General features: G+C 64.2%; 21 protein-coding genes and 1 tRNA gene. 10 read left to right on the top strand and 12 right to left on the bottom strand.

Going from position 1 to position 18,808, the window contains the following annotated elements; translation table 11 throughout:
* Positions 1–4: 4 nt before the first annotated feature.
* Positions 5–463, bottom strand: coding sequence for an Lrp/AsnC family transcriptional regulator (locus tag KDD17_RS08950; protein ID WP_212703362.1), 459 nt, complete (start codon positions 461–463; stop codon positions 5–7).
* Positions 464–596: 133 nt separating this feature from the next.
* Between KDD17_RS08950 and hppD the strand changes: the two genes are divergently transcribed.
* Complete coding sequence (gene hppD / locus KDD17_RS08945; RefSeq protein ID WP_212703361.1) at positions 597–1,691, top strand: 4-hydroxyphenylpyruvate dioxygenase; 1,095 nt, start codon at positions 597–599, stop codon at positions 1,689–1,691.
* 80 nt (positions 1,692–1,771) lie between these two features.
* Here the strand turns inward: hppD and KDD17_RS08940 are convergent, their stop codons facing one another.
* The 4 genes from KDD17_RS08940 to KDD17_RS08925 all read right to left on the bottom strand — a co-directional run bounded on the left by KDD17_RS08940 (position 1,772) and on the right by KDD17_RS08925 (position 7,816).
* Positions 1,772–4,651 carry a hypothetical protein gene (locus KDD17_RS08940; RefSeq protein ID WP_212703360.1) on the bottom strand — a complete coding sequence of 960 codons (2,880 nt, stop codon included), beginning with the start codon at positions 4,649–4,651 and terminating at the stop codon, positions 1,772–1,774.
* Between the two features lie 155 nt (positions 4,652–4,806).
* A complete protein-coding gene (locus KDD17_RS08935; protein WP_212703359.1) occupies positions 4,807–6,099 on the bottom strand; it encodes an O-acetylhomoserine aminocarboxypropyltransferase/cysteine synthase family protein in 1,293 nt (430 codons plus the stop codon).
* Between the two features lie 241 nt (positions 6,100–6,340).
* The gene (locus KDD17_RS08930; protein WP_212703358.1) at positions 6,341–6,676 is read right to left on the bottom strand and encodes a nuclear transport factor 2 family protein; all 336 of its coding nucleotides are present in this window, start codon (positions 6,674–6,676) and stop codon (positions 6,341–6,343) included.
* A gap of 135 nt (positions 6,677–6,811) precedes the next feature.
* On the bottom strand, positions 6,812–7,816 hold the full coding sequence (locus KDD17_RS08925; RefSeq protein ID WP_212703357.1) for a hypothetical protein: 1,005 nt from the start codon (positions 7,814–7,816) through the stop codon (positions 6,812–6,814).
* A gap of 128 nt (positions 7,817–7,944) precedes the next feature.
* Here KDD17_RS08925 and KDD17_RS08920 point away from each other — a divergent pair, with 128 nt between their 5' ends.
* The 3 genes from KDD17_RS08920 to KDD17_RS08910 all read left to right on the top strand — a co-directional run bounded on the left by KDD17_RS08920 (position 7,945) and on the right by KDD17_RS08910 (position 11,256).
* A complete protein-coding gene (locus KDD17_RS08920) occupies positions 7,945–8,412 on the top strand; it encodes a hypothetical protein (protein ID WP_212703356.1) in 468 nt (155 codons plus the stop codon).
* Positions 8,413–8,636: 224 nt separating this feature from the next.
* The gene (locus tag KDD17_RS08915) at positions 8,637–10,772 is read left to right on the top strand and encodes a hypothetical protein (protein ID WP_212703355.1); all 2,136 of its coding nucleotides are present in this window, start codon (positions 8,637–8,639) and stop codon (positions 10,770–10,772) included.
* Between the two features lie 193 nt (positions 10,773–10,965).
* Positions 10,966–11,256, top strand: coding sequence for a hypothetical protein (locus KDD17_RS08910; RefSeq protein WP_212703354.1), 291 nt, complete (start codon positions 10,966–10,968; stop codon positions 11,254–11,256).
* Between the two features lie 406 nt (positions 11,257–11,662).
* On the opposite strand, the gene KDD17_RS08905 is transcribed toward KDD17_RS08910, so the two are convergent.
* Positions 11,663–11,746: transfer RNA gene (locus KDD17_RS08905), tRNA-Tyr, on the bottom strand.
* A 157-nt stretch (positions 11,747–11,903) separates the two neighbouring features.
* Here KDD17_RS08905 and rlmB point away from each other — a divergent pair.
* From rlmB to KDD17_RS08890, 3 genes are read left to right on the top strand one after another with little or no spacing between them, the layout of a single operon-like run.
* Positions 11,904–12,680: a 23S rRNA (guanosine(2251)-2'-O)-methyltransferase RlmB gene (gene rlmB / locus KDD17_RS08900; RefSeq protein ID WP_212703353.1), complete on the top strand. Its 777-nt coding sequence runs from the start codon at positions 11,904–11,906 to the stop codon at positions 12,678–12,680.
* A gap of 9 nt (positions 12,681–12,689) precedes the next feature.
* Complete coding sequence (locus KDD17_RS08895) at positions 12,690–12,995, top strand: hypothetical protein (protein WP_212703352.1); 306 nt, start codon at positions 12,690–12,692, stop codon at positions 12,993–12,995.
* Positions 12,996–13,001: 6 nt separating this feature from the next.
* Positions 13,002–13,469: a CoA-binding protein gene (locus KDD17_RS08890; RefSeq protein ID WP_212703351.1), complete on the top strand. Its 468-nt coding sequence runs from the start codon at positions 13,002–13,004 to the stop codon at positions 13,467–13,469.
* Between the two features lie 100 nt (positions 13,470–13,569).
* Here the strand turns inward: KDD17_RS08890 and KDD17_RS08885 are convergent, their stop codons facing one another.
* From KDD17_RS08885 to hisA, 3 genes are read right to left on the bottom strand one after another with little or no spacing between them, the layout of a single operon-like run.
* Positions 13,570–13,899, bottom strand: a complete 330-nt coding sequence (locus tag KDD17_RS08885) for a phosphoribosyl-ATP diphosphatase (RefSeq protein ID WP_212703350.1) — start codon at positions 13,897–13,899, stop codon at positions 13,570–13,572.
* Positions 13,896–14,657 carry an imidazole glycerol phosphate synthase subunit HisF gene (gene hisF / locus KDD17_RS08880; protein WP_212703349.1) on the bottom strand — a complete coding sequence of 254 codons (762 nt, stop codon included), beginning with the start codon at positions 14,655–14,657 and terminating at the stop codon, positions 13,896–13,898. Before hisF ends, KDD17_RS08885 begins: the two co-directional genes overlap by 4 nt.
* Before the next feature lie 42 nt (positions 14,658–14,699).
* A complete protein-coding gene (gene hisA, locus KDD17_RS08875) occupies positions 14,700–15,416 on the bottom strand; it encodes a 1-(5-phosphoribosyl)-5-[(5-phosphoribosylamino)methylideneamino]imidazole-4-carboxamide isomerase (protein ID WP_212703348.1) in 717 nt (238 codons plus the stop codon).
* A gap of 135 nt (positions 15,417–15,551) precedes the next feature.
* Here hisA and KDD17_RS08870 point away from each other — a divergent pair, with 135 nt between their 5' ends.
* On the top strand, positions 15,552–15,935 hold the full coding sequence (locus KDD17_RS08870; protein WP_212703347.1) for a DUF2147 domain-containing protein: 384 nt from the start codon (positions 15,552–15,554) through the stop codon (positions 15,933–15,935).
* A gap of 33 nt (positions 15,936–15,968) precedes the next feature.
* On the opposite strand, the gene hisH is transcribed toward KDD17_RS08870, so the two are convergent.
* Entirely contained in the window at positions 15,969–16,607 is a 639-nt protein-coding gene (gene hisH / locus KDD17_RS08865) for an imidazole glycerol phosphate synthase subunit HisH (RefSeq protein WP_212703346.1), read from the bottom strand.
* Entirely contained in the window at positions 16,607–17,194 is a 588-nt protein-coding gene (gene hisB, locus KDD17_RS08860) for an imidazoleglycerol-phosphate dehydratase HisB (protein WP_212703345.1), read from the bottom strand. Before hisB ends, hisH begins: the two co-directional genes overlap by 1 nt.
* Before the next feature lie 132 nt (positions 17,195–17,326).
* Here hisB and KDD17_RS08855 point away from each other — a divergent pair, with 132 nt between their 5' ends.
* Positions 17,327–17,566 (top strand): Lrp/AsnC ligand binding domain-containing protein, encoded by a 240-nt coding sequence (locus tag KDD17_RS08855; protein WP_212703344.1) that lies wholly within the window; start codon positions 17,327–17,329, stop codon positions 17,564–17,566.
* Entirely contained in the window at positions 17,566–17,916 is a 351-nt protein-coding gene (locus KDD17_RS08850; protein WP_212703343.1) for a hypothetical protein, read from the top strand. Before KDD17_RS08855 ends, KDD17_RS08850 begins: the two co-directional genes overlap by 1 nt.
* Here KDD17_RS08850 and KDD17_RS08845 read toward each other — a convergent pair.
* A complete protein-coding gene (locus KDD17_RS08845; protein WP_212703342.1) occupies positions 17,909–18,796 on the bottom strand; it encodes a NaeI family type II restriction endonuclease in 888 nt (295 codons plus the stop codon). The two genes, KDD17_RS08850 and KDD17_RS08845, sit on opposite strands and share 8 nt — an antisense overlap.
* Positions 18,797–18,808 lie beyond the last annotated feature (12 nt).

The raw sequence follows: 18,808 nt of genomic DNA, 5'->3' as shown, positions 1-18,808 counted from the left end.
GGTGTCAGACGGGCAGGGGCGCGTCGCGTTTCAGTTGGTCCATAACGATCTGGCTGTGCACGCGGGCGACTGCGGAATGCGGCAGAAGCACCTCGTGAATCAACCGGTTCAGGGCGGGCAGATCTTCACAATAGACCCTCAGCAGATAATCCGCATCCCCGGTCATGGTCCAGGCACTGACAATTTCCGCCCGGTGCGCGACAAGCCGGGCAAAGCTTTGGGCGTGCTCGGGGCCGTGGGTGCCCAGATGCACCTGGACAAAGCCCTGAACGGCCAGCCCCAGCTTACGCGCATCGACCCGCGCGGCGTAGCTTTGGATGACGCCTTCGGCCTCAAGCCGCTGACGTCGTCGCCCGGCCTGGGACGCCGAAAGATTAAGCGTCGCCCCCAGATCCTGCGCGGTCAGATGGGCATTGCCCTGAAGGGCAGCAATCAGCCGTTTGTCGATTTCATCCAGTGTCATGCGATTCCCCCGCGCTCAAGGTCTGTTTCATGCGCAAATCCTGCATAAATTATCCCGAATATGCCGCATAATGCGCAATCACCGCAACCCGTCGGGGGTAAATTCGATGCAACATGAAACAAAGGAGACTGTCATGGGCCCGTTCCCCCACGATGCACCAAAATCGACGATCACCTCCGAGAACCCAGCCGGTACGGACGGCTTCGAATTTGTGGAATTCGCCTCGCCCGACCCCGAAGAGCTGCGCGTGGTGTTTCGCAAGATGGGCTATACCCATGTGGCCAATCACAAGACCAAGGGCATCGAGCTGTGGCAGCAGGGCGATATCACATACGCGCTGACCCACGATCCCGACAGCTTTGCCGCGCGGTTCGTTGAGGACCACGGACCCTGCGCGCCCTCGATGGGGTGGCGGGTGGTCGACGCGCAAAAGGCGCTGGCGCATGCTGTGGCCAACGGGGCCGAAGAATATACCGGCGACGGCAAGGTGCTGGATGTGCCTGCGATCAAGGGGATCGGCGGGTCGCTGTTGTATTTTGTCGATCAATACTATGACACTTCGCCGTACAACTGGGAATACGACTGGATCGCGACCTCCAAACCCGAGGGCGTCGGCTTTTATTATCTCGACCACCTGACTCACAATGTCTTCAAAGGTAACATGGACAAATGGTTCCGCTTTTACGGGGACCTGTTCAATTTCCGCGAGATCCGCTTTTTTGATATCGAAGGGAAGTTCACGGGGCTTTTGAGCCGTGCGCTGACATCACCCTGCGGGCGCATCCGCATCCCGATCAACGAGGATCGTGGCGAGACCGGGCAGATCGTCAGCTACCTCAAGAAATACAACGGAGAGGGGATTCAGCACATCGCCGTGGGCGCGCGCGACATCTATGACGCGACAGATGCCATTGCCGACAATGGGCTGAAATTCATGCCCGCACCGCCGCCGACCTACTACACGCTCAGCAAGGATCGCGTTGTTGGGCATGATGAACCGCTGGACCGGATGCAAAAACACGGCATCCTGATCGACGGCGAGGGTGTCGTGGACGGGGGCGAGACGCGTATCCTGCTGCAGATCTTTTCAAAAACGGTGATCGGGCCGATCTTTTTCGAGTTCATCGAGCGCAAGGGCGACGATGGGTTTGGGGAAGGGAATTTCAAAGCGCTGTTCGAGAGTATCGAGCAGGAGCAGATCGACAGTGGCGAGCTGTCCACCGGTTAACCGGCAGTTTTCAAGAAAGGAAAACGGCGCTGCGGCGCCGTTCAAGATATTCTGGCGCGCGTGGCTGGCCGAGGGATGGATCAGCTGCGCGGCATCTTGAGGACGACGTCGCGGCTGCCCTTGCGGTAGCGCAGCTCACTGTTGCCGATGGCAGACACGCGGCCCCCGTCGATACGGTCCCCGACCTTCACCTTTTGGTACCGCCCGTTTGACAGGCGCACCAGCGCGCGGCGGCTGGCGGGTTTGCCGTAGACACCGATGAGGTTCACCCGGCGCAGGTTGATGGCGTTCTTGACCGTGGCCGAGCGCGCGACGGAGGCTTTTGACGGGATGTTGGGCGCGACCGTACGCGGGGCCACGCTCGCGGCGGCGGCAACGCGGGTTTCGCGCTGGGGCGCCGCGCGCTGCGCCCGTTCGACGATACGCGCAAAATTGCGTGGCCGTGTATCGGGGCGCACCGATTGGGCCACGGCAAAGCGGGTGGCATTGTCGAGTGCGGGGGCCGTCGCTGCCGCGTCTCCTGCGTCAGGCAGGGCAAGCGCCGCAGCGGCGGCGGCGGTCGCGGCGGCAGCTGCTGCGGCGGCGCGCGCCTCCTGTTCGGCCTCACGCTCCCGCTCTGCCTCAAGCGCGCGTTCCTGCAAAGATCGCGGGCGCAGGCTGGGGCGGAAGGCGGCAAGCTCTGACCGGGTGACGCCGCCAAGCTGGGCGCGCTCGGTATTCTCGACCAACCCGCCGGGACGGTTGCGCGGGCGGAAGGCGATCAGTTCAGCCCGCGGATCGGCTTGCGCTGCGGGTGCGTCGGGCGTTGTGGCAAAGCGGGTGGGCGACAGCGGCGGCTTGAGCGGCGGGCTTGCCGCGATCAGGGTGTAGCCTTGGGGTGTGACCACCCCGTCCTCGGTCGGGACAAGCAGACCGTCGGGGCGCAGGGCGGCAACCTGGCCGAAGGGTGGCGGCGACGGCACGGCTGCCAGAACCACATCGGTATTGAAACCCTCGACAGGCGGCAGGGCGATGGCGTCCGCCGCCGTGCTCAGCGCATCGACGCTGTTGCGGTAGACGGGGGCGTCATCGACGCGGGGCGGTGTCGGCACGGTATCGGGCGCCAGGGGCCAGATCCCGCTGACGGCGTAGCGCGCGGCGGCTTCCTGCGGGGTGAAAACCGGGCGCTCGGGTGCGACCCGGGCGGCGGGCGCGTCTGTCTGCGGTGCGTCAAGCACGGGATCAAGGGCCGCAACCTGGGTATCCTGCACCGGGGTCGCGGGTGCGTTCTGCAGCGTCTCTTCTTCGGACTGGCGGATGACCTCGGGATCGAGCTGATTCTCGGGTGCGGAGGCGGTCGTGCGCGTGCTGTCCTCGTCACGCAAAAGACCCGCGATCCCGTCATCGAGAAAGACCGCCGCCCAAGCTGCCACACCGGCAAGAAACACCAAAAGCACGACCGTCATGATCAGACCGAGAAAGCGCGGCTTGCCCCCGACGGGCGCCGTGCGCGCACCGAACACGGTCATCCTTTCGGCCTCGCTGTTGGCGGGGGCGACGGTTGTAGCCGGGGCCGGTACGGGGGCTGCGGCACCGGTGCGCGGCCGTCTGCGGCTCAGAAAACCGCCAACGCCGGACGTGGCGGCCGCAACCGCTGCGGGCTGATCGAGCGAGCTGCTGTCTGGGGCGGGTGCCTTGGGGGCCTGCGTGCGCGTGGCCCCCTGCAAGGTGGGTTTGCCTGCGCGGCGGCTGGCAAAATTCGCCGAAGGCACCTCCGCCGTTGGGGCCGTAATGCGACGGGCCGACGACACTGTGGGTTTGCGCGGCCCATCCCCGGCGCGTTGTGCGGTCCCGAGGGACGGCATGGCGGGGATGGGCGCGGGTGTCGCCGTTGGTTGTGTCGGTTGACCCGCCCCGGGGGCAGGGGAAGGCGTCTCTGCCCTGGCTGCGACGGGCGCTGGATCTGGCGCAGACGGCACATCGGGCAAAGGCTCGGGGCTGCCTTGTGACGCGGGCGCGGGTTCGGGCGTCTGCGGAGGGGGGGGAACGGCGCGCTGCGCATCGGGCGCCGCATCCGCCACTGATGCCGACACGGGTTCAGGCTCCGGCTGCGGGGGCGGTGCAGGATCGGGGTCAACGGCGGCCTTTGGCGCCGGCGCGGTCTCACGCGACTCAGGCGCCGGTGCCTTGGCCTTTTGGGGAGACGGCTCCGACGCGGCGGGGTCCGCTCGCGTTTCTGGCTCCGGTTCGGTGGGGACAGGCTCCGCCACCGTCTGGATCTGTGGTTCCGGCTCAGCGGGTTCCGGTGCGGGCGCGGCTTGTGTTTTTTGGTCTGGCTCGGCAGGCGCAGGCTCAGACACGTCGACCGGTTCGGAGGCCGCGTCCGGTACGGGGGCGGCGTCGGGGGCGCTGTCGGGTGCGCGCTCGGATGATGCGGCACCGATAACGACGACGGCGATGCCGTCCGGCTCCACACTCTCACCTTCCTCAAGCAGCTCTGACGCTGCCAGCGTCTGGCCAAAGAACGGCTCGCCCAGATACCCTTCCCCCTCGGGGGCCGCGACAAAGCTCACGGGATGGAACCGGTGTTCCTGGGCAAACGCTTCGGCCTCCGCGAGGGTCTCGCGGGCGACGGCGGCGACATGGGTGCGGGGGCCGTCCTGACTGATGTCAAACGCCAGCTCATCCACTGCGTAGGGGGTCGCGTTTTCCAGCGCGGCTGCGGCTTCCTTCAGACGGGCGGGTTTGGACAGGCCCGGCGTTTCGAGCGTGAGGTATTTGATCTGGCTGTCGGGGATCAACAGCTTGCTGCGCACGCCGCCCGGCTCCAGCCCGCTGGCGGTCTTCCGCAGGACGGCCAATTCGCCCGCCATATCCTCGCTGGCAAGGCTGACCTCACCGACCTCGCGCCATCCACCGGCGGCCCGGTGCAGCAGCTTGATGCCATCAAAGGACAGTGAAAGAGCAAAATTAGGCTTCATGCCACGCCTTTACCACGGAGGATCTTAACCAACAACTTCCGCCGCAAAGCGTAAATCATGCGGGCGTCGGTGAAAAGCCACTCTGTGCGCTTTCGGCGATCCGCCGCAGGGCGGCACCGCGCGCGGCCATGGCCCGCGCGATGCCGGGGCCCCCATCAGGCGGTGGCTTTGGCAAGTGCCTGATCAAGGTCGGCGATCAGATCATCGGCGTCCTCGGTCCCGATCGAGACGCGCACAACCGACGGGCCCGCGCCCGCCGCCTCCTGCTGCTCGACCGTCAGCTGGCGGTGCGTGGTCGAGGCGGAGTGGATGATGAGCGAGCGCGTATCGCCAAGGTTGGCCACATGGGAGAACACCTCCAACGCGTTCACCAGCTTGACGCAGGCGTCGTAGCCGCCCTTGACCGCAAAGGTGAACAGACCGCCGGCGCCCTTCGGGCAGACCTTTTTGGACCGCTCATAGTAGGGCGAGGATTCCAGACCGGCGTAGGTGACATAGTCGATGCGGTCGTCCGCCTCGAGCCATTTGGCGATCTTCACGGCGTTCTCGACGTGACGCTCCATGCGCAGGCTCAGGGTTTCGGTGCCCATCAGCGTGTAGTGCGCGGCCTGCGGGTTCAGCGTCATGCCCAGATCGCGCAGACCGATGGCGATACCGTGGAAGGTGAAGGCCAGCGGGCCAAAGGTCTCGTGGAATTTGAGACCGTGATAGGCAGGCTCCGGCGCGCTGAGCGAGGGGAACTTGTCATTCGCGGACCAGTCGAATTTGCCCGAATCCACCACGCAACCGCCGGTGACGGTGCCGTTGCCGGTGAGGTATTTGGTGGTCGAATGCACGACCAGCGTGGCGCCGTGTTCGATCGGGCGCACGAGGTAGGGCGTGGCGGTCGTGTTGTCGATGATCAGCGGCACCTCGGCGGCGTCCGCGATGTCGGCAATGGCACGCACGTCCATGATATAGCCGCCGGGGTTGGCGATAGCCTCACCAAAGACGGCGCGGGTGTTTTCGTCAATCGCGGCCTTCACCGCATCGAGATCGTCGAAATCGACGAATTTACACTCCCAGCCGAAGCGTTTGATCGTGTGGCTGAACTGCGTGACTGTGCCGCCGTAAAGGCGCGTGGAGGCGACGATGTTCTTGCCCGGTGTCATCAGCGGAAACAGCGCCATGATCTGCGCCGCGTGCCCCGACGAGCAGCACACAGCCCCCACGCCGCCCTCAAGCGTCGCGATGCGTTCCTGCAGCACGGCGACGGTGGGGTTGGTCAGGCGCGAATAGATGAACCCGACCTCTTGCAGGTTGAACAGCGCCGCCGCGTGATCGGCGTCGCGGAACACATAGGCGGTGGTCTGGTGGATCGGCGTCTGGCGCGCGCCGGTGGCCGGATCGGGGCGGGCGCCCGCGTGGATTTGCAGTGTATCAAAGCCGTAGGTAGGGCCGTCGGTCATGGTGTTTCTCCCTCAAGATGCGTTGGCATCGGTCTAAGCCATCGCGCGCGCGCTCACAACGGGGCTGTTGGGGTGGGTATGACGGATGGGTGGATACGAACGGGCTGACGGAGAAGGGGCCGGGGGCCAGTTCACTCTCTTCGGTTATGCGGCGACTAGCAGCTTTGAGCCCAATCTGACCGATGCTGCAACTTGCGCGAATGACTACTGTGACGATAGGCCGATGTGCGGTGACTACCCGTTAGCAAGGTGTTCCTTGATGAAGCCGAAGTTGCCAGCGATCGCCCACTCTGACCCATAGCGACGAACGGCGACCGCCTTCGACTTCATCGCCGTATCTTACCTCGCTCGTGTAAGTCGCAAGGGCTACATCCGCAGCGACCATAGCTATCGAATAGTCCGGCAGAGGTAAAACTGCTCTGATCTCAGCCTTTTGATCGGGATCAAATAGCATTTCCGCACGCTCATATCTGCGCCCCGACCTGCCGAACTCCAAAAAGTCTGAAGAAAAGGTTTGATCCATGAGGACCGGATCAAAGCGTGTTTCGGATCGCCAAAGCGTTTCTTCCAGCGCCAACAGAGCGGCCCTGTCTTCTGAAGTTAAAGTCACCGGACCGCATCCTCTCGAAAATTGACAATGCGAGGGTTCCAGATGAATGCAGACATATCAAGGCGAAGGTCAAACGGCAGCTTCGTCCCGCCAACCGGCCCTTCACCGCATCCAGTAGCCGTTCTTCTTCAACTGGTTGCGGATCGCCTGCTCCTTGCGCGGCAGGTTTTCGCGGTCGAACAGCGCGCGCGCCTTCGCTCCGCGCCCCTGGTAGATCATGCGTTTGATCGGGTCGTAATTTTTTAGGACCTTCTTGATGCGGTTGGGTGCGGTCACGGCCTCCAGCACCTCGACCGCGCGATCGCTTTCGCGCGCGTAGAGCAGGGGCAGCAGGCGGTAGTGACAGCTCACCTCTCCGTCGATCAGCCCCTCGGGCAGCGTGTCGCGCCCGCCGCCAAGGCTATGGATCACCAGCGGCAGCGCGATCTGGTCGAGCCAGGGATCAAAGCTTTGCGCGCACAGCTCGACGGGCGGCGTGTCGCGGATCGCGCGGGCGTAGTCGAGGAAACGCGCGCCGAATTCATGCGGGCAGCGGTAGAAAAAGAACCCGGCGTTGAAATAGAGATAGCGCCGCCAGTAGTCGTCGGGCTGCGTCAGATCGAGCGAGCTGTCGAAATCCAGCCCGAATTTATCGTAGAGCGATTTCCAAAGACCGGAATAATCCGGCCCGTACAGCTGCGGCTGCGGCCACGTCCCCTCGCGGCGCAGCGAGGCGGTGGGGCGGTCGAAATCGAACGGCACCGACATCAGATCGCCGGTGATGAGCGTATCGGTGTCGAAAAAGACAAACGCCTCCCCCTTGGGCAGGGCGCCCAGCATCTCGATCTTGTTGCCAAAAGGATAGCTCTCGCCGAAATGACGGTTCTCGAAGGGGACGATCTCGGCGCCCAGATCGGCGAGCAATCCGCGCAGATCGTCATTGCGGATGCTGGGATCCTTGGACCAGCGCGGGCCGGGCTGCGGCTCTGCCACGATCAGGCGGCCGGTGAAATCGGGGCTCATGGCGCGCAGGCTGGCGGCAAAAATTACCGCCTCATGGGCAAGCCGCCCCTGCTGGCCCACGACGACGACGTTGAAAGGCTGTATCGGGGCGGATTTGCGTGGCATACTCTTCCTCAAGGCGCTGTGCCCTCGACCGGGGCGTTATTTTGCGGCGCTTTTGGCGGGCAGTATAGTTGGCGCCGCCTGATTTGAAAGAAGCCATTTTCCGGCCACAGACCCTGAAGGGGGATTTCATGTTGGATATTATTCTGGCGGTTTTCGCCATTGCCGCGGCGCAGGACGACGCAGGGGCGGCGGCCTCCGTAGCCACTACGCCGGCGTTGGTGGCAGAGCCGCAAACGCCCACCGGCAAATTCACCACCGCGACCGAGGTAAAGCCGATCCTGAGCGCCACCAAGGCCAACTGGATCGCGGTACGAGACTACGGCGGGCAGGATCTGATCTATGTCACCCATTTGTGGGCCTGGCGTTGTGGGCTGGTCGGGATGGCCGTGGCGGTCAATGACGGCGCGCCCCAGGATTGGCCGCTGCCGGACTGCCACACCGATACCGCAACGCCAAACGCCATCCTTCAAAGCGACGGCGTGCCCTACCGTGCCCATCCGCGGGGCAGTGTGCAAAGCGTCACCGTCACACTGACGTACGACGATCTGAGCGTCGCCTCCGCCCGCTTCACGCGGGCCGAGGTGCTGATCCCGTGATTCGTTAAAAATGTGCTAACCAAAAACGGCCCCTGAAACAGTGTTCTCCGTTTGAAGGCATTGTTTCTTGTTTGTTTTCAATGTCGGCGCCAGACCCGCGCCAATCCCTGCCGGGGCCGGTAGATTGTGTCCAATGAGAGGCATAGACGTGTTTTCCCCTCGGCGAAAATTGGCCGCTGTGATTAGTGAGGGCAGTAATTCAACTGCCATTGAAGGGACATCGTATGTCTGGACAAAATTCTATCGAGGTACTGCTGGGCTGCGATCCGCAGGCGCGCGTTACCATCACCGAAACCGACACCGGGACCCTGTTCATCGTCGTCGCCAATGCCGATCCTGCCGGCAAGCCGCTTGATTTTGACGGTGTCTTCTTCAACCTTGCCGACGGCAGCAGCCTCGACGCGCTGAACTTCTTTCCCAGCGCCAACGAAGGGTCGATCTTTTCGCCCGTCACCGGCATTCAGGCCGCGATCAACGGCGTCGACACGCTCGCCAACGGTGCGCAAGTCGCCGATCAATTCGACATCGGCATCCAGTTCGGCACCTCCGACGACACGACAAGCGGTGAAGTCGCGCAGGCGAACTTTACCCTGTTCGGCGACAACGGCCCGCTGAGCATCGATGATCTGGACATCTCCAGCTTTACCGCCGTGATCGACAGCGACGGCGGCAACGGTCAGGTGCTGACCACGGGTGACACCCCCGACGCCGATCCGATCCAGATCAGCAAGGAAGCGCTGTTCGACAATTTCAACGACATCCACACCCCCACTGACAGCGACATCGTGGACAGCAACGATGGCTGGGTCGCGGCCTACGACAAGCTGGTCACGAACGCCTCCAACGAGGGCACGTTGACCTTCAGCGAAGTGGCCACCGATGGCCCCGTCACCCTGACCATGGATCTGACGACCCATAACACCCACGTGTTCGAGAACTCCGGCCACTACGCCGATACCCTGCGCGTCGAGGTCAGCCTTGACGGTGGCGATTGGGTTCTGCTGGACGAATACCGCGTGAACGATCACGGCACGGCGCTTGTCGGGTCCGAGACGGGCCAAAGCTTTACCGCGTCGGGCGCGACCGTCAGCTACAGCGGCGGCATCCTCGATACCGCCAGCGAGACCGCGCAGTTCCGCGTGATCTCGGACGTGACAGCCAACGACGAAGTGCTCAAGATCGACAACGTCTCCGTCACCGTGTCCGAAGAGGTGCCCGGCGAGGCGACACAGACCAAGGTGCTCGCTGCCGAGGATTTCAACGCCATCCACGATCCTTCGCAATCCGACATCATCGGGCGCGACGACGGTTGGGATGTGGTGAATGGCGAGCTGCGCACGGACGGCCACAACGATGGCATCCTGAAATTTCAGCCCGTCGAGGCCAACGGCGACATCTCGTTCAGCTTTGACGCGACCGTGGCTGACGCCAGCAAATTCGAGGCGACCGGCGACTACCGCGACAGCCTGACGCTGCAATTCCGCACCGAGGACGGATCGTGGCAAACCCTCGACCGCTTTGTGGTCAACGACGAAGGCACAGCACTCGTCGGCAACAACACCGGTAACGAGATCACCGAGGACGGCGCATCGCTGACCTATTCCGGTGGCGCGCTCGACGATCTGTCCGGCGACGTGCACTTCCGCGTTATCTCCAAGATCACGGCGGGCGACGAGATCGTGACGTTCGACAACGTCGAGATTACCGAAACCTCCGCAGGTGCCGGCACGGGCGGCGACGCCGTTACGATCGACTTCGAAGGGCTGAACTCCGGCGATGTGGTCTCTGACCAGTTTGACGGCGTCACCATCTCGGGTCAGCGTGAGCACGATACCGACAACGTCAACGACGCGATGATCTTTGACACCGACAACCCGACAGGCGGCGATCACGACCTCGCGTTCAACGGGGTGGGCAACGCGCTCATCATCTCGGAGGACAACGACGGCTCCGACGCCGACGACAACGCGGGCGGCGGCACGCTGACCTTCAACTTCGAGGCGCCCTCCGAAGTGCTGAGCATCAACATCCTCGACGTGGAAGAGCAGGGCGGCACCATTGATCTGTTCGACGTGGACGGCAACCTGATCGACACGCTCGGTATTCCCGCATCGGGCGACAACAGCCAGCAGGAGTTGATCATCAACGCGCAGAACGTCTCGATCATGGATGTGAACCTCGTAGGGTCGGGCGCTGTGGACGATCTGACGTTCATCCCGCCGGCCGATGACGATGCCAAGGGCGGCCAGTACGATGTTGAATACGTCGCCGGGCTGCCGATCCTGGCACCTGTCGAGGATGACCAGACCAAGGATGAAGACCCCGACGATCAGGATGTCTTCAACTTCGTCACGGCCTGATCCGAGCCTTCGCAACACGCTCAAGCCCTCCGACCTCACCGGTCGGGGGGCTTTTTTCTACGCCGATGATACTTCACAAACCGCACTGCCACACAGAGCCGGGGCGCCTCACGCGCATGTGAGGGCGGGCCCCTTGCCGGTGTCAGAATTCAGGCCACTTCACCAGAGTAGGCATCAATGGGGATCTGATACGATGAAACATTTTCTTTTTGCGGCGACTGCCGCGCTTGCGATGGGCGGCACCGCAGTTTCTGCGCAATCCGCATCAAATGGGAGTGTGCGCGTGCAGCCGGGCTTCTTTTGTGCGCAAAACAAATGCGTCAGGTTCAGCGACGATCTGTCGGCAGTCTCCATTCAGGCGCGCCGCGCCGTCTCCGTGGCGTCCTACGATCTCGCGAGCGATCCCGTGATCTCCATCGACACCTACCGCGAGATCTATCGGCTTGCCCTGCGCCAGCGCGGTGTGAACGGGACCAGGAACTGACTTGGTCGTGCGCCCGGCGGTGGCCGGGCGCGCGACAAATTGCAATGAGGAGCGCCAAAGACGGTCTCGCCGTGAAGTGCCGCGTTCTCGACTTCGTTTTCTGGGGGACCGGTTTGTTGGCGCTATAGCTGCTTGAGGGAGATGCGCTGCGCCACTGAGGTGTCAGCGCGCATATCGCTGAAAAATCTTCGTTCGAAGGGAAGTGAATGGTGGGCGACCCTGGAATCGAACCAGGCGTGCGTCTCCGCGAGGGAACGAAGTGGGCGCTGCCTTCCGTGACGCACGCAAAATCGATCCGGGGGATCGATTGGTTTGGCAGAAGTGATTGTTCAACGAGTTGCATTGGCCCTTTGCTTTGTGAAAAGGCCGTAAGTCTTCAATAATTGTATCGGAAGAAAGCGTTCGGTGGTGGGCGACCCTGGAATCGAACCAGGCGTGCGTCTCCGCGAGGGAGTTACAGTCCCCTGCCACACCTTGCGGCCTGTCGCCCACTGGCGGCGTGAATACGCGGCAGGTCTGGGGGCGTCAATACCAAAATCCGCCGTTTTGCGGGGCAGATCGGATGGGGTGCGCGGGGGGCTTTGCTTGGCATCGGGGGCGCTGCGGGCTAGAGGTGGCAGCAGGCGCATGTGCCCGGAGATACGGCTATGAAAAAACCCAAGTGGGTCGTTGCAAAAGAGCAGGGCAAAAAGGCCGAGGCGCGGGAGACGCTGTGGCTTTTCGGGCTGCACGCGGTGCGCGATGCGCTGATGAACCCCGCGCGCGAAAAGATCACGCTGATGGTCACCCCCAACGCCGAGGCCAAGCTGACGGAGGCGATCGCGGCCTCAGGGATCACGCCCGAAGTGGTTGATCCGCGCAAGTTCCGCCCGCCGCTCGATCCCGGATCGGTGCACCAGGGGGCCGTGCTGGAGGTCAAACCGCTTGATTGGGGTCGGATGGAGGATGTGTGCATCGGGGATGCCGCGCCGCGTGTGATGATGCTCGACCGGGTGACGGATCCACATAACGTGGGCGCGATCCTGCGCTCGGCCGAGGTGATGGGCGCAAGTGCGGTGATCGGCACGCGCCACCATTCCGCGCCCGAGACCGGCGCGCTGGCCAAGACGGCATCGGGCGCGCTGGAGCGGCAACCCTACCTGCGCATCCGCAATCTGGCCGACGGGATCCGCACGTTACAGAACATGGGCTATCTGGTGCTGGGCCTCGACGGAGAGGCCGAGCAGACCATCGAGGCCGCGCTGGACGGCAAGCGCGACCGCCCCGTGGCGCTGGTGCTGGGGGCCGAGGGGCCGGGGCTGCGCGAGAAAACACGCGAGACGGTGGATGCGCTGGTACGGATCGACGCGGGCGGCGCATTTGGCTCGCTCAACGTCTCAAATGCCGCCGCCATCGCCCTATATGCGTCCAGAGAGCACAGCTAGAGAGAGCCCATGGCGCACCCGTCCAAGATTGCCACCTGTTGCCACTGCGGCACCCGCGCAATGCTGCGGCTGGACGCGGGCCACCACACGCTGACCTGTGGCACCTGCGGCGCGCCGCTGCGCGATCTCAAGGCGATGCCGCTGGCAAAACCCGCGACCGCCGCCGTCAGCCATCAGCCCGCGCCCAAACTGCGCAGCCTGCCCAAGGCGGCGGCGGTGAAGAAATCCAAACCCCGCAAGGTCAAGAAACGCAAAAGCCTTTGGCGCAAAGTCGCCTCGGAAGCGTTCGATTTTGTTGAAGATATCTTTGACTGAGGAACCATGGACTACGCGGACGCATATCTGAAAGAGATCCTTGGGCGCACCAAGCGGATCGCGGTTGTCGGCGTGTCGGGCAATCCGGTGCGGCCCAGTTACTTTGTCGCGCGCTATCTGAGCCTCAAGGGGTTCGAGGTGGTGCCGGTGAACCCAAAGCTGGCCGGGGAGCGCCTGTTCGGTGGCACGGTCGTAGGCGCGTTGTCGCAGATCGAGGGGCCGGTAGATATGGTCGACATCTTTCGGCGGTCCGAGGCGGTGCCGGAGATCGTGGAGGAGGCGCTGGCGGCATTGCCGGGATTGCGCACGATCTGGATGCAGATCGGGGTGATGCACGCGCAGGCGACGGAGCGGGCCGAGGCGGCAGGCGTCGATGTAATCCAGGATCGCTGCCCCAAGATCGAATACCAGCGTCTTTTCGGGGAACTGCGCATGGGCGGTTTCGCGACGGGCGTAATTTCGAGCAAGCTGTGACCGCGCGGACGCGGGCGCGGCCCGCGAAGTTATTTTTTTGGGGGGCACCCGCCGCACCGGCACCCGCCGGACGGGGCACGGTCGCTCGGACGCAACGGGGCTAGCGGCTGGCCTTTTCCGCCACGCCGGATTGGGACTGTCGGCGGGTAAGCTCATCCAGCACATCGGTCAGCGTCACGTCGCGCGCGGCGAGCATCACCAGCAGGTGATAGAGCACATCGGCGGCTTCTGAAGTGAGCGCAGCCTTGTCGTCTTTGATCGCTTCGATAATCGCCTCGATGGCTTCCTCGCCGAACTTCTCGGCGCATTTCTCGGGTCCTTTGGCGAGCAGCTGCGCGGTCCAGCTGCTGGCGGGATCGGCGTCCTTGCGGGCGAGGATGGTGGCGTAGAGATCGTCGAGCGGTCCGCGCGCGGAAGTCGGATGGGTCATGCGAGCCTCATGGGGATCCCGGCGGCGGCCATGTGCTGTTTGGCCTCTGCGATGGTGAAGGTGCCGAAGTGAAAGATCGAGGCGGCAAGAACGGCGCTGGCGCCCCCTTCGGTGACGCCTTCGACGAGGTGATCGAGCGTGCCGACGCCACCCGAGGCGATCACCGGCACGCCGACCGCGTCCGAAATTGCGCGGGTAAGCGGCAGGTTGAAGCCCGATTTCGTGCCGTCACGGTCCATGGAGGTCAGCAGGATCTCTCCGGCGCCCTTGGCGACCATGGTGTGGGCGAACGCCACCGCATCGATACCGGTGGGTTTGCGCCCCCCGTGGGTGAAAATCTCCCATTGGCCGGGGCTGACCGTCTTGGCGTCGATGGCGGCGACGATACACTGGCTGCCGAATTGATCCGCGGCCTCAGCCACCACATCGGGGTTGGCCACGGCGGCGGAGTTGAAGCTGACCTTATCCGCGCCCGCAAGCAGCAGCGCGCGGACGTCCTGCGCGGACCGCACGCCCCCGCCCACGGTCAACGGGATATAGCAATGCTCCGCCGTGCGGCGCACCAGATCGAACATGGTCCCGCGATTTTCATGGGTGGCGTGGATGTCGAGAAAGCACAGCTCGTCCGCGCCGGCGGCATCGTAGGCGATGGCGGCATCCACCGGATCGCCCGCATCGCGCAGGCCGACAAAATTCACGCCTTTGACCACACGGCCATCGGCCACGTCGAGACAGGGGATGATGCGGGTTTTCAACATGGGGCGGGTTTAGCCGTTTCGCGGGCAGGGGGCCAGAGGCGATCAGGCCAGCGCGGTGAGCGCGGACCCCAGATCAATCGCCCCGTCATAGAGCGCCCGACCCGAAATCGCGCCCTCGATCACGCCGGTGGCCTTGAGCGCTTGCAGATCGGCCAGCGAGGAGACGCCGCCGCTCGCGATCACGGGGATCGAGACGGCGCGTGCCAGATCGGCGGTGGCGTCCACGTTCGGGCCGCCCATGGCGCCGTCGCGCAGGATGTCGGTGTAGATGATGGCGGCCACGCCCGCGTCCTCGAAGGATTTGGCAAGGTCGGTGACCATCACGTCCGTCTCCTCAGCCCAGCCTTTGGTCGCGACACGGCCGTTGCGCGCGTCGATGCCCACGGCGACCTTGCCGGGAAAGGCGCGGGCCGCTTCGCGCACCAGATCGGGGTTTTCGACCGCTACGGTGCCGAGGATAACGCGGGCCAGACCGCGCTCCAACCAACGCTCGATGGTGGCCATGTCGCGGATACCACCGCCCAGCTGCGCGGGCACCGGGCAGGCCTTGAGGATCGCCTCGACCGGGGCGGCGTTGACCGGCGCGCCCGCAAAAGCGCCGTTGAGATCCACGAGATGCAGCCACTGGCAACCGGCGTCGACAAACGCGCGCGCCTGGGCGGCAGGATCATCGTTGAACACAGTCGAGCGCGCCATGTCGCCGTGTACCAGACGCACGGCCTGCCCATCCTTGAGGTCGATAGCGGGGTAGAGGATCATCGCGGCGGCCCTTCGTGTGGTGCGTTTGCCGCGTTGTGCACCGATTGGCGCGGATGTGCAACGCGACCCGACGTCAGCCTTGCCTGAACGCCCGAGTGTCGGGAATGGTTGGCTGGCAATTTGGGAGGATTGACCATGAAAACGATCATTGCAGCGGCCATTGTGGCGCTGGGCACCGCCGGGGCGGGTTTTGCCGATCCGGCACTGGGCACCTGGAAGACCGAGGTGGACGATGGCGCCTACGCGCACGTCAAGATGAGCAAATGCGGCGCGGCCCTGTGCGGGACGATCTCGCGCACGTTCAACAGCGGCGGCGAGTACAACTCGGCCAACAAGGGCAAGCAGCTGGTGTGGGACATGCAGCCGGCGGGCGGCGGTTCCTACAAAAGCGGCAAGATCTGGCAGCCTTCAACCGGCAAGACCTTCAAATCAAAGATGGCGCTGTCGGGCAACACGCTCAAAGTGTCCGGCTGCGTCGGCCCGATCTGCAAAAAGCAGACGTGGAGCCGCGTGAACTGAGCCAACCGGGGCAGGGGGCGCGCGCCCTCTGCCTCAGGGTCGCCAGGCGAGGAAGTTCGAGATCAGGCGCAGGCCGGTGGTCTGGCTTTTCTCGGGGTGGAACTGCATCCCCAGCATATTGTCGCGCCCGATCACGGCGGTGACGTCGCTTGCGTAATCCACATGGGCCAGCCGCTGCGCGGGGTCGGTCACTGCCATGTGGTAGCTGTGCACAAAATAGGTGTGATCGCCGGTGCTGATCCCGTCGAATACCGGGTGCGGCGCGTCGAGGATCAGATCGTTCCAGCCCATATGCGGCACCTTGAGCGTGGGGTCTGACGGCACGATGCGCGTCACCTCACCGCCGATCCAATCCAGACCGCGCGTATCCTCATACTCGCGCCCCCAGCTTGCCATCAGCTGCATACCGACGCAGATGCCAAGGAAGGGACGCCCGCGCGCCTCCACCGCCTCGATCATCGCGTCGTAGAGCCCGCCGGTGCCCTTGAGTGCCGCCATGCAGGCCGGAAAGGCGCCATCGCCCGGCAGGACCACACGGTCGGCGCGGGCGACGGTATCGGCGTCGGAGGTCACGACCACCTCGCCCGCGTCCCCCTCTCGGGCCATCCGCTCGAACGCCTTGTGGGCGCTGTGCAGATTGCCGCTTTCGTAGTCAATGAGCGCGGTCAGCATCAAAGGCTGCCCTTGGTCGAGGGGATCGCATCGCCCTTGCGCGGATCCGCCTCAAGCGCGTCGCGAAGGGCACGGGCCACCGCCTTGAACGCGGCCTCGGCGATGTGGTGGCTGTTGAGCCCGTGCAGCTGGTCGACGTGCAGCGTGATGCCGCCGTGGGTGCTGAGCGCCTGAAAGAATTCGCGCACCAGTTCGGTATCGAATGTGCCGATCTTGGCCGTGGGCAAATCGACGTTCCACACCAGAAAGGGCCGCCCCGACAGATCAAGGGCGGCGCGCACCAGCGCGTCGTCCATCGGCAAAAGGCAACTGCCGTAACGATTTATGCCGCGTTTTTCACCCATTGCCTGCGTCAGGGCCTGACCCAGTGCGATCCCCACATCCTCGACCGTGTGGTGATCGTCAATGTGCAGATCGCCCTCGCAGCGGACGGTCATGTCGATCAGCGCGTGGCGCGACAGCTGATCGAGCATGTGATCGAAAAATCCCACGCCGGTCTGGTTGTCGTAGCGGCCCGTGCCATCCAGATCGAGGGTGACCTCGATATCGGTCTCGGCGGTTTTGCGGGTGATCGTGGCGCGGCGCATGGGGCAGGCTCCTGACTGGTTTCGGCGCTCTTATACCAGCCCGCCCCAGCGCGCCAAGGGGCGGTTTGGGATTGCGCCGCTGCGGGGGACGTGCCAGCCTGACCGCATCCTCTGATCGGAGCCAGCCGCCCCATGTCCACCTGTGTCTTTATCCAGATCCGTTGTCGCCCCGGCACAACCTACCGCGTGGCCGAGGCGATTGCCCTGCGCGAATTTCATTCAGAGCTGTATTCGACCTCCGGCGATTTCGATCTGCTGATGAAGGTCTACATCCCCGCGGATCAGGACGTGGGCGTCTATATCAACGACAATCTGCTCGACATCGAGGGGATCGAGCGATCCCTGACCACCATGACGTTCAAGGTGTTCTGATGCGCCGTGCGGCGCTGGGCGCTGTTGTGCTCCTTCTCTCTGGCCCCGCAATCGCGCAGGCGGAGGTCGCCACGCGCACCTACGAGGGGCGCGAGGCATCGGCCCTGCGCTGCGCCAATATGATGGCCTTCACCGGCATAACCCTCAACCGCGCCGGGCTGATGGCGGATGCGGAAAAAGACGTGCTGTTGGGGATCAGCGTGCTCATCCTCGAACGCCATGTCTCTGGCCCCTGGGTCAGCAAGAAACGCGCGATGGAAGTGATGCGCGACCGGCGCAGCGTGGATGACACGCTCAGCGATTACCAGCGCAACGCGCCGGGCTGCCTGAAGCGCTTTCCGATCAACTGAGCGGCCCGTCGGGCCAGACCCGCGCGCGCGCCTGCGGTGTCATTGGGGTGTGCGCGATGAATTCGCTGCCGGTGCACGGCGCAAGCCCCAGCGCCGAGATCAGCGGCGCGTCGTATTGGCCCGACAGCAACGCGATGCCTTCGCGCGCCAGAATATCGCGGGTGCCGCGCCCCTTGTCAGAGCGGATGCGGCGCATGAAATCATGCTGTTGCGCCACCGCCTGCACGACGTCGCGCCCGATGGGACGCCCCTGAACCTCGCGAAAAAGCGCGGCCATGCGGGCATTGCCGGATCGACCCTCGAAGATGCGCAGCACCGCCGCCGGATCGACAGTGCGCCAGAAATTCGGCGGATAGGGATGCGCGCAGAGCAGCCAGAGGATGTGGGCAAACCCTTCGGCGGAAACGGATTTCTTGGCGTCCTTGTTTTGCCCGGCGGTCAGGTATTCGGGCCGCGCCACGATTAGCCCCAGATAGCACAGGGCGCGCGCTTCATCCGCCGCCACGAGGATACAGGGGTGATCCACGGCCTCCGTCGGGATCATCCAATTGCTGCCCATCGTGTTCTTGATGTCGACGTCCTGACCCAGGATCGCCGTATCAAGCGTGGAGCGGGGCAGGTTCAGCAGCGCGCGCAGCTCGATCTCGACCCGCGTCCCGATATAGGTTTTCTCCGTCTTCTCAAGCTCTTCGTAGGCGCGGCGCCCGGTCTTGGCCGTCATGATCACATCGTCGATGCAGCCGCGCAGCATCGCGGGAAAGTCGGCGGCGAGCCTGTCGGGGCCGCCCGCGCGGGCGGTGATCTCGGCGGCGATCGCGCTCAGACGGTCGTGGTCGGGATGGCCGGGGGTGATGCGGCTGTCGGGCAGGGTGCGCTTCATCGGCGCGGCCCG

Source organism: Sulfitobacter albidus (genome assembly GCF_018200035.1).
GTDB classification, from domain to species: domain Bacteria; phylum Pseudomonadota; class Alphaproteobacteria; order Rhodobacterales; family Rhodobacteraceae; genus Sulfitobacter; species Sulfitobacter albidus.
Note: the sequence above shows the minus strand (reverse complement) of the source record. Positions and strands in the feature narration are given on the sequence as shown.

Coding starts and splice junctions, on each gene's coding strand:
- KDD17_RS08950 (WP_212703362.1), bottom strand. CDS start 463: ATGACACTGGATGAAATCGACAAACGGCTGATTGCTGCCCTTCAGGGC.
- hppD (WP_212703361.1), top strand. CDS start 597: ATGGGCCCGTTCCCCCACGATGCACCAAAATCGACGATCACCTCCGAG.
- KDD17_RS08940 (WP_212703360.1), bottom strand. CDS start 4,651: ATGAAGCCTAATTTTGCTCTTTCACTGTCCTTTGATGGCATCAAGCTG.
- KDD17_RS08935 (WP_212703359.1), bottom strand. CDS start 6,099: ATGACCGACGGCCCTACCTACGGCTTTGATACACTGCAAATCCACGCG.
- KDD17_RS08925 (WP_212703357.1), bottom strand. CDS start 7,816: ATGCCACGCAAATCCGCCCCGATACAGCCTTTCAACGTCGTCGTCGTG.
- KDD17_RS08920 (WP_212703356.1), top strand. CDS start 7,945: ATGTTGGATATTATTCTGGCGGTTTTCGCCATTGCCGCGGCGCAGGAC.
- KDD17_RS08915 (WP_212703355.1), top strand. CDS start 8,637: ATGTCTGGACAAAATTCTATCGAGGTACTGCTGGGCTGCGATCCGCAG.
- KDD17_RS08910 (WP_212703354.1), top strand. CDS start 10,966: ATGAAACATTTTCTTTTTGCGGCGACTGCCGCGCTTGCGATGGGCGGC.
- rlmB (WP_212703353.1), top strand. CDS start 11,904: ATGAAAAAACCCAAGTGGGTCGTTGCAAAAGAGCAGGGCAAAAAGGCC.
- KDD17_RS08895 (WP_212703352.1), top strand. CDS start 12,690: ATGGCGCACCCGTCCAAGATTGCCACCTGTTGCCACTGCGGCACCCGC.
- KDD17_RS08890 (WP_212703351.1), top strand. CDS start 13,002: ATGGACTACGCGGACGCATATCTGAAAGAGATCCTTGGGCGCACCAAG.
- KDD17_RS08885 (WP_212703350.1), bottom strand. CDS start 13,899: ATGACCCATCCGACTTCCGCGCGCGGACCGCTCGACGATCTCTACGCC.
- hisF (WP_212703349.1), bottom strand. CDS start 14,657: ATGTTGAAAACCCGCATCATCCCCTGTCTCGACGTGGCCGATGGCCGT.
- hisA (WP_212703348.1), bottom strand. CDS start 15,416: ATGATCCTCTACCCCGCTATCGACCTCAAGGATGGGCAGGCCGTGCGT.
- KDD17_RS08870 (WP_212703347.1), top strand. CDS start 15,552: ATGAAAACGATCATTGCAGCGGCCATTGTGGCGCTGGGCACCGCCGGG.
- hisH (WP_212703346.1), bottom strand. CDS start 16,607: ATGCTGACCGCGCTCATTGACTACGAAAGCGGCAATCTGCACAGCGCC.
- hisB (WP_212703345.1), bottom strand. CDS start 17,194: ATGCGCCGCGCCACGATCACCCGCAAAACCGCCGAGACCGATATCGAG.
- KDD17_RS08855 (WP_212703344.1), top strand. CDS start 17,327: ATGTCCACCTGTGTCTTTATCCAGATCCGTTGTCGCCCCGGCACAACC.
- KDD17_RS08850 (WP_212703343.1), top strand. CDS start 17,566: ATGCGCCGTGCGGCGCTGGGCGCTGTTGTGCTCCTTCTCTCTGGCCCC.
- KDD17_RS08845 (WP_212703342.1), bottom strand. CDS start 18,796: ATGAAGCGCACCCTGCCCGACAGCCGCATCACCCCCGGCCATCCCGAC.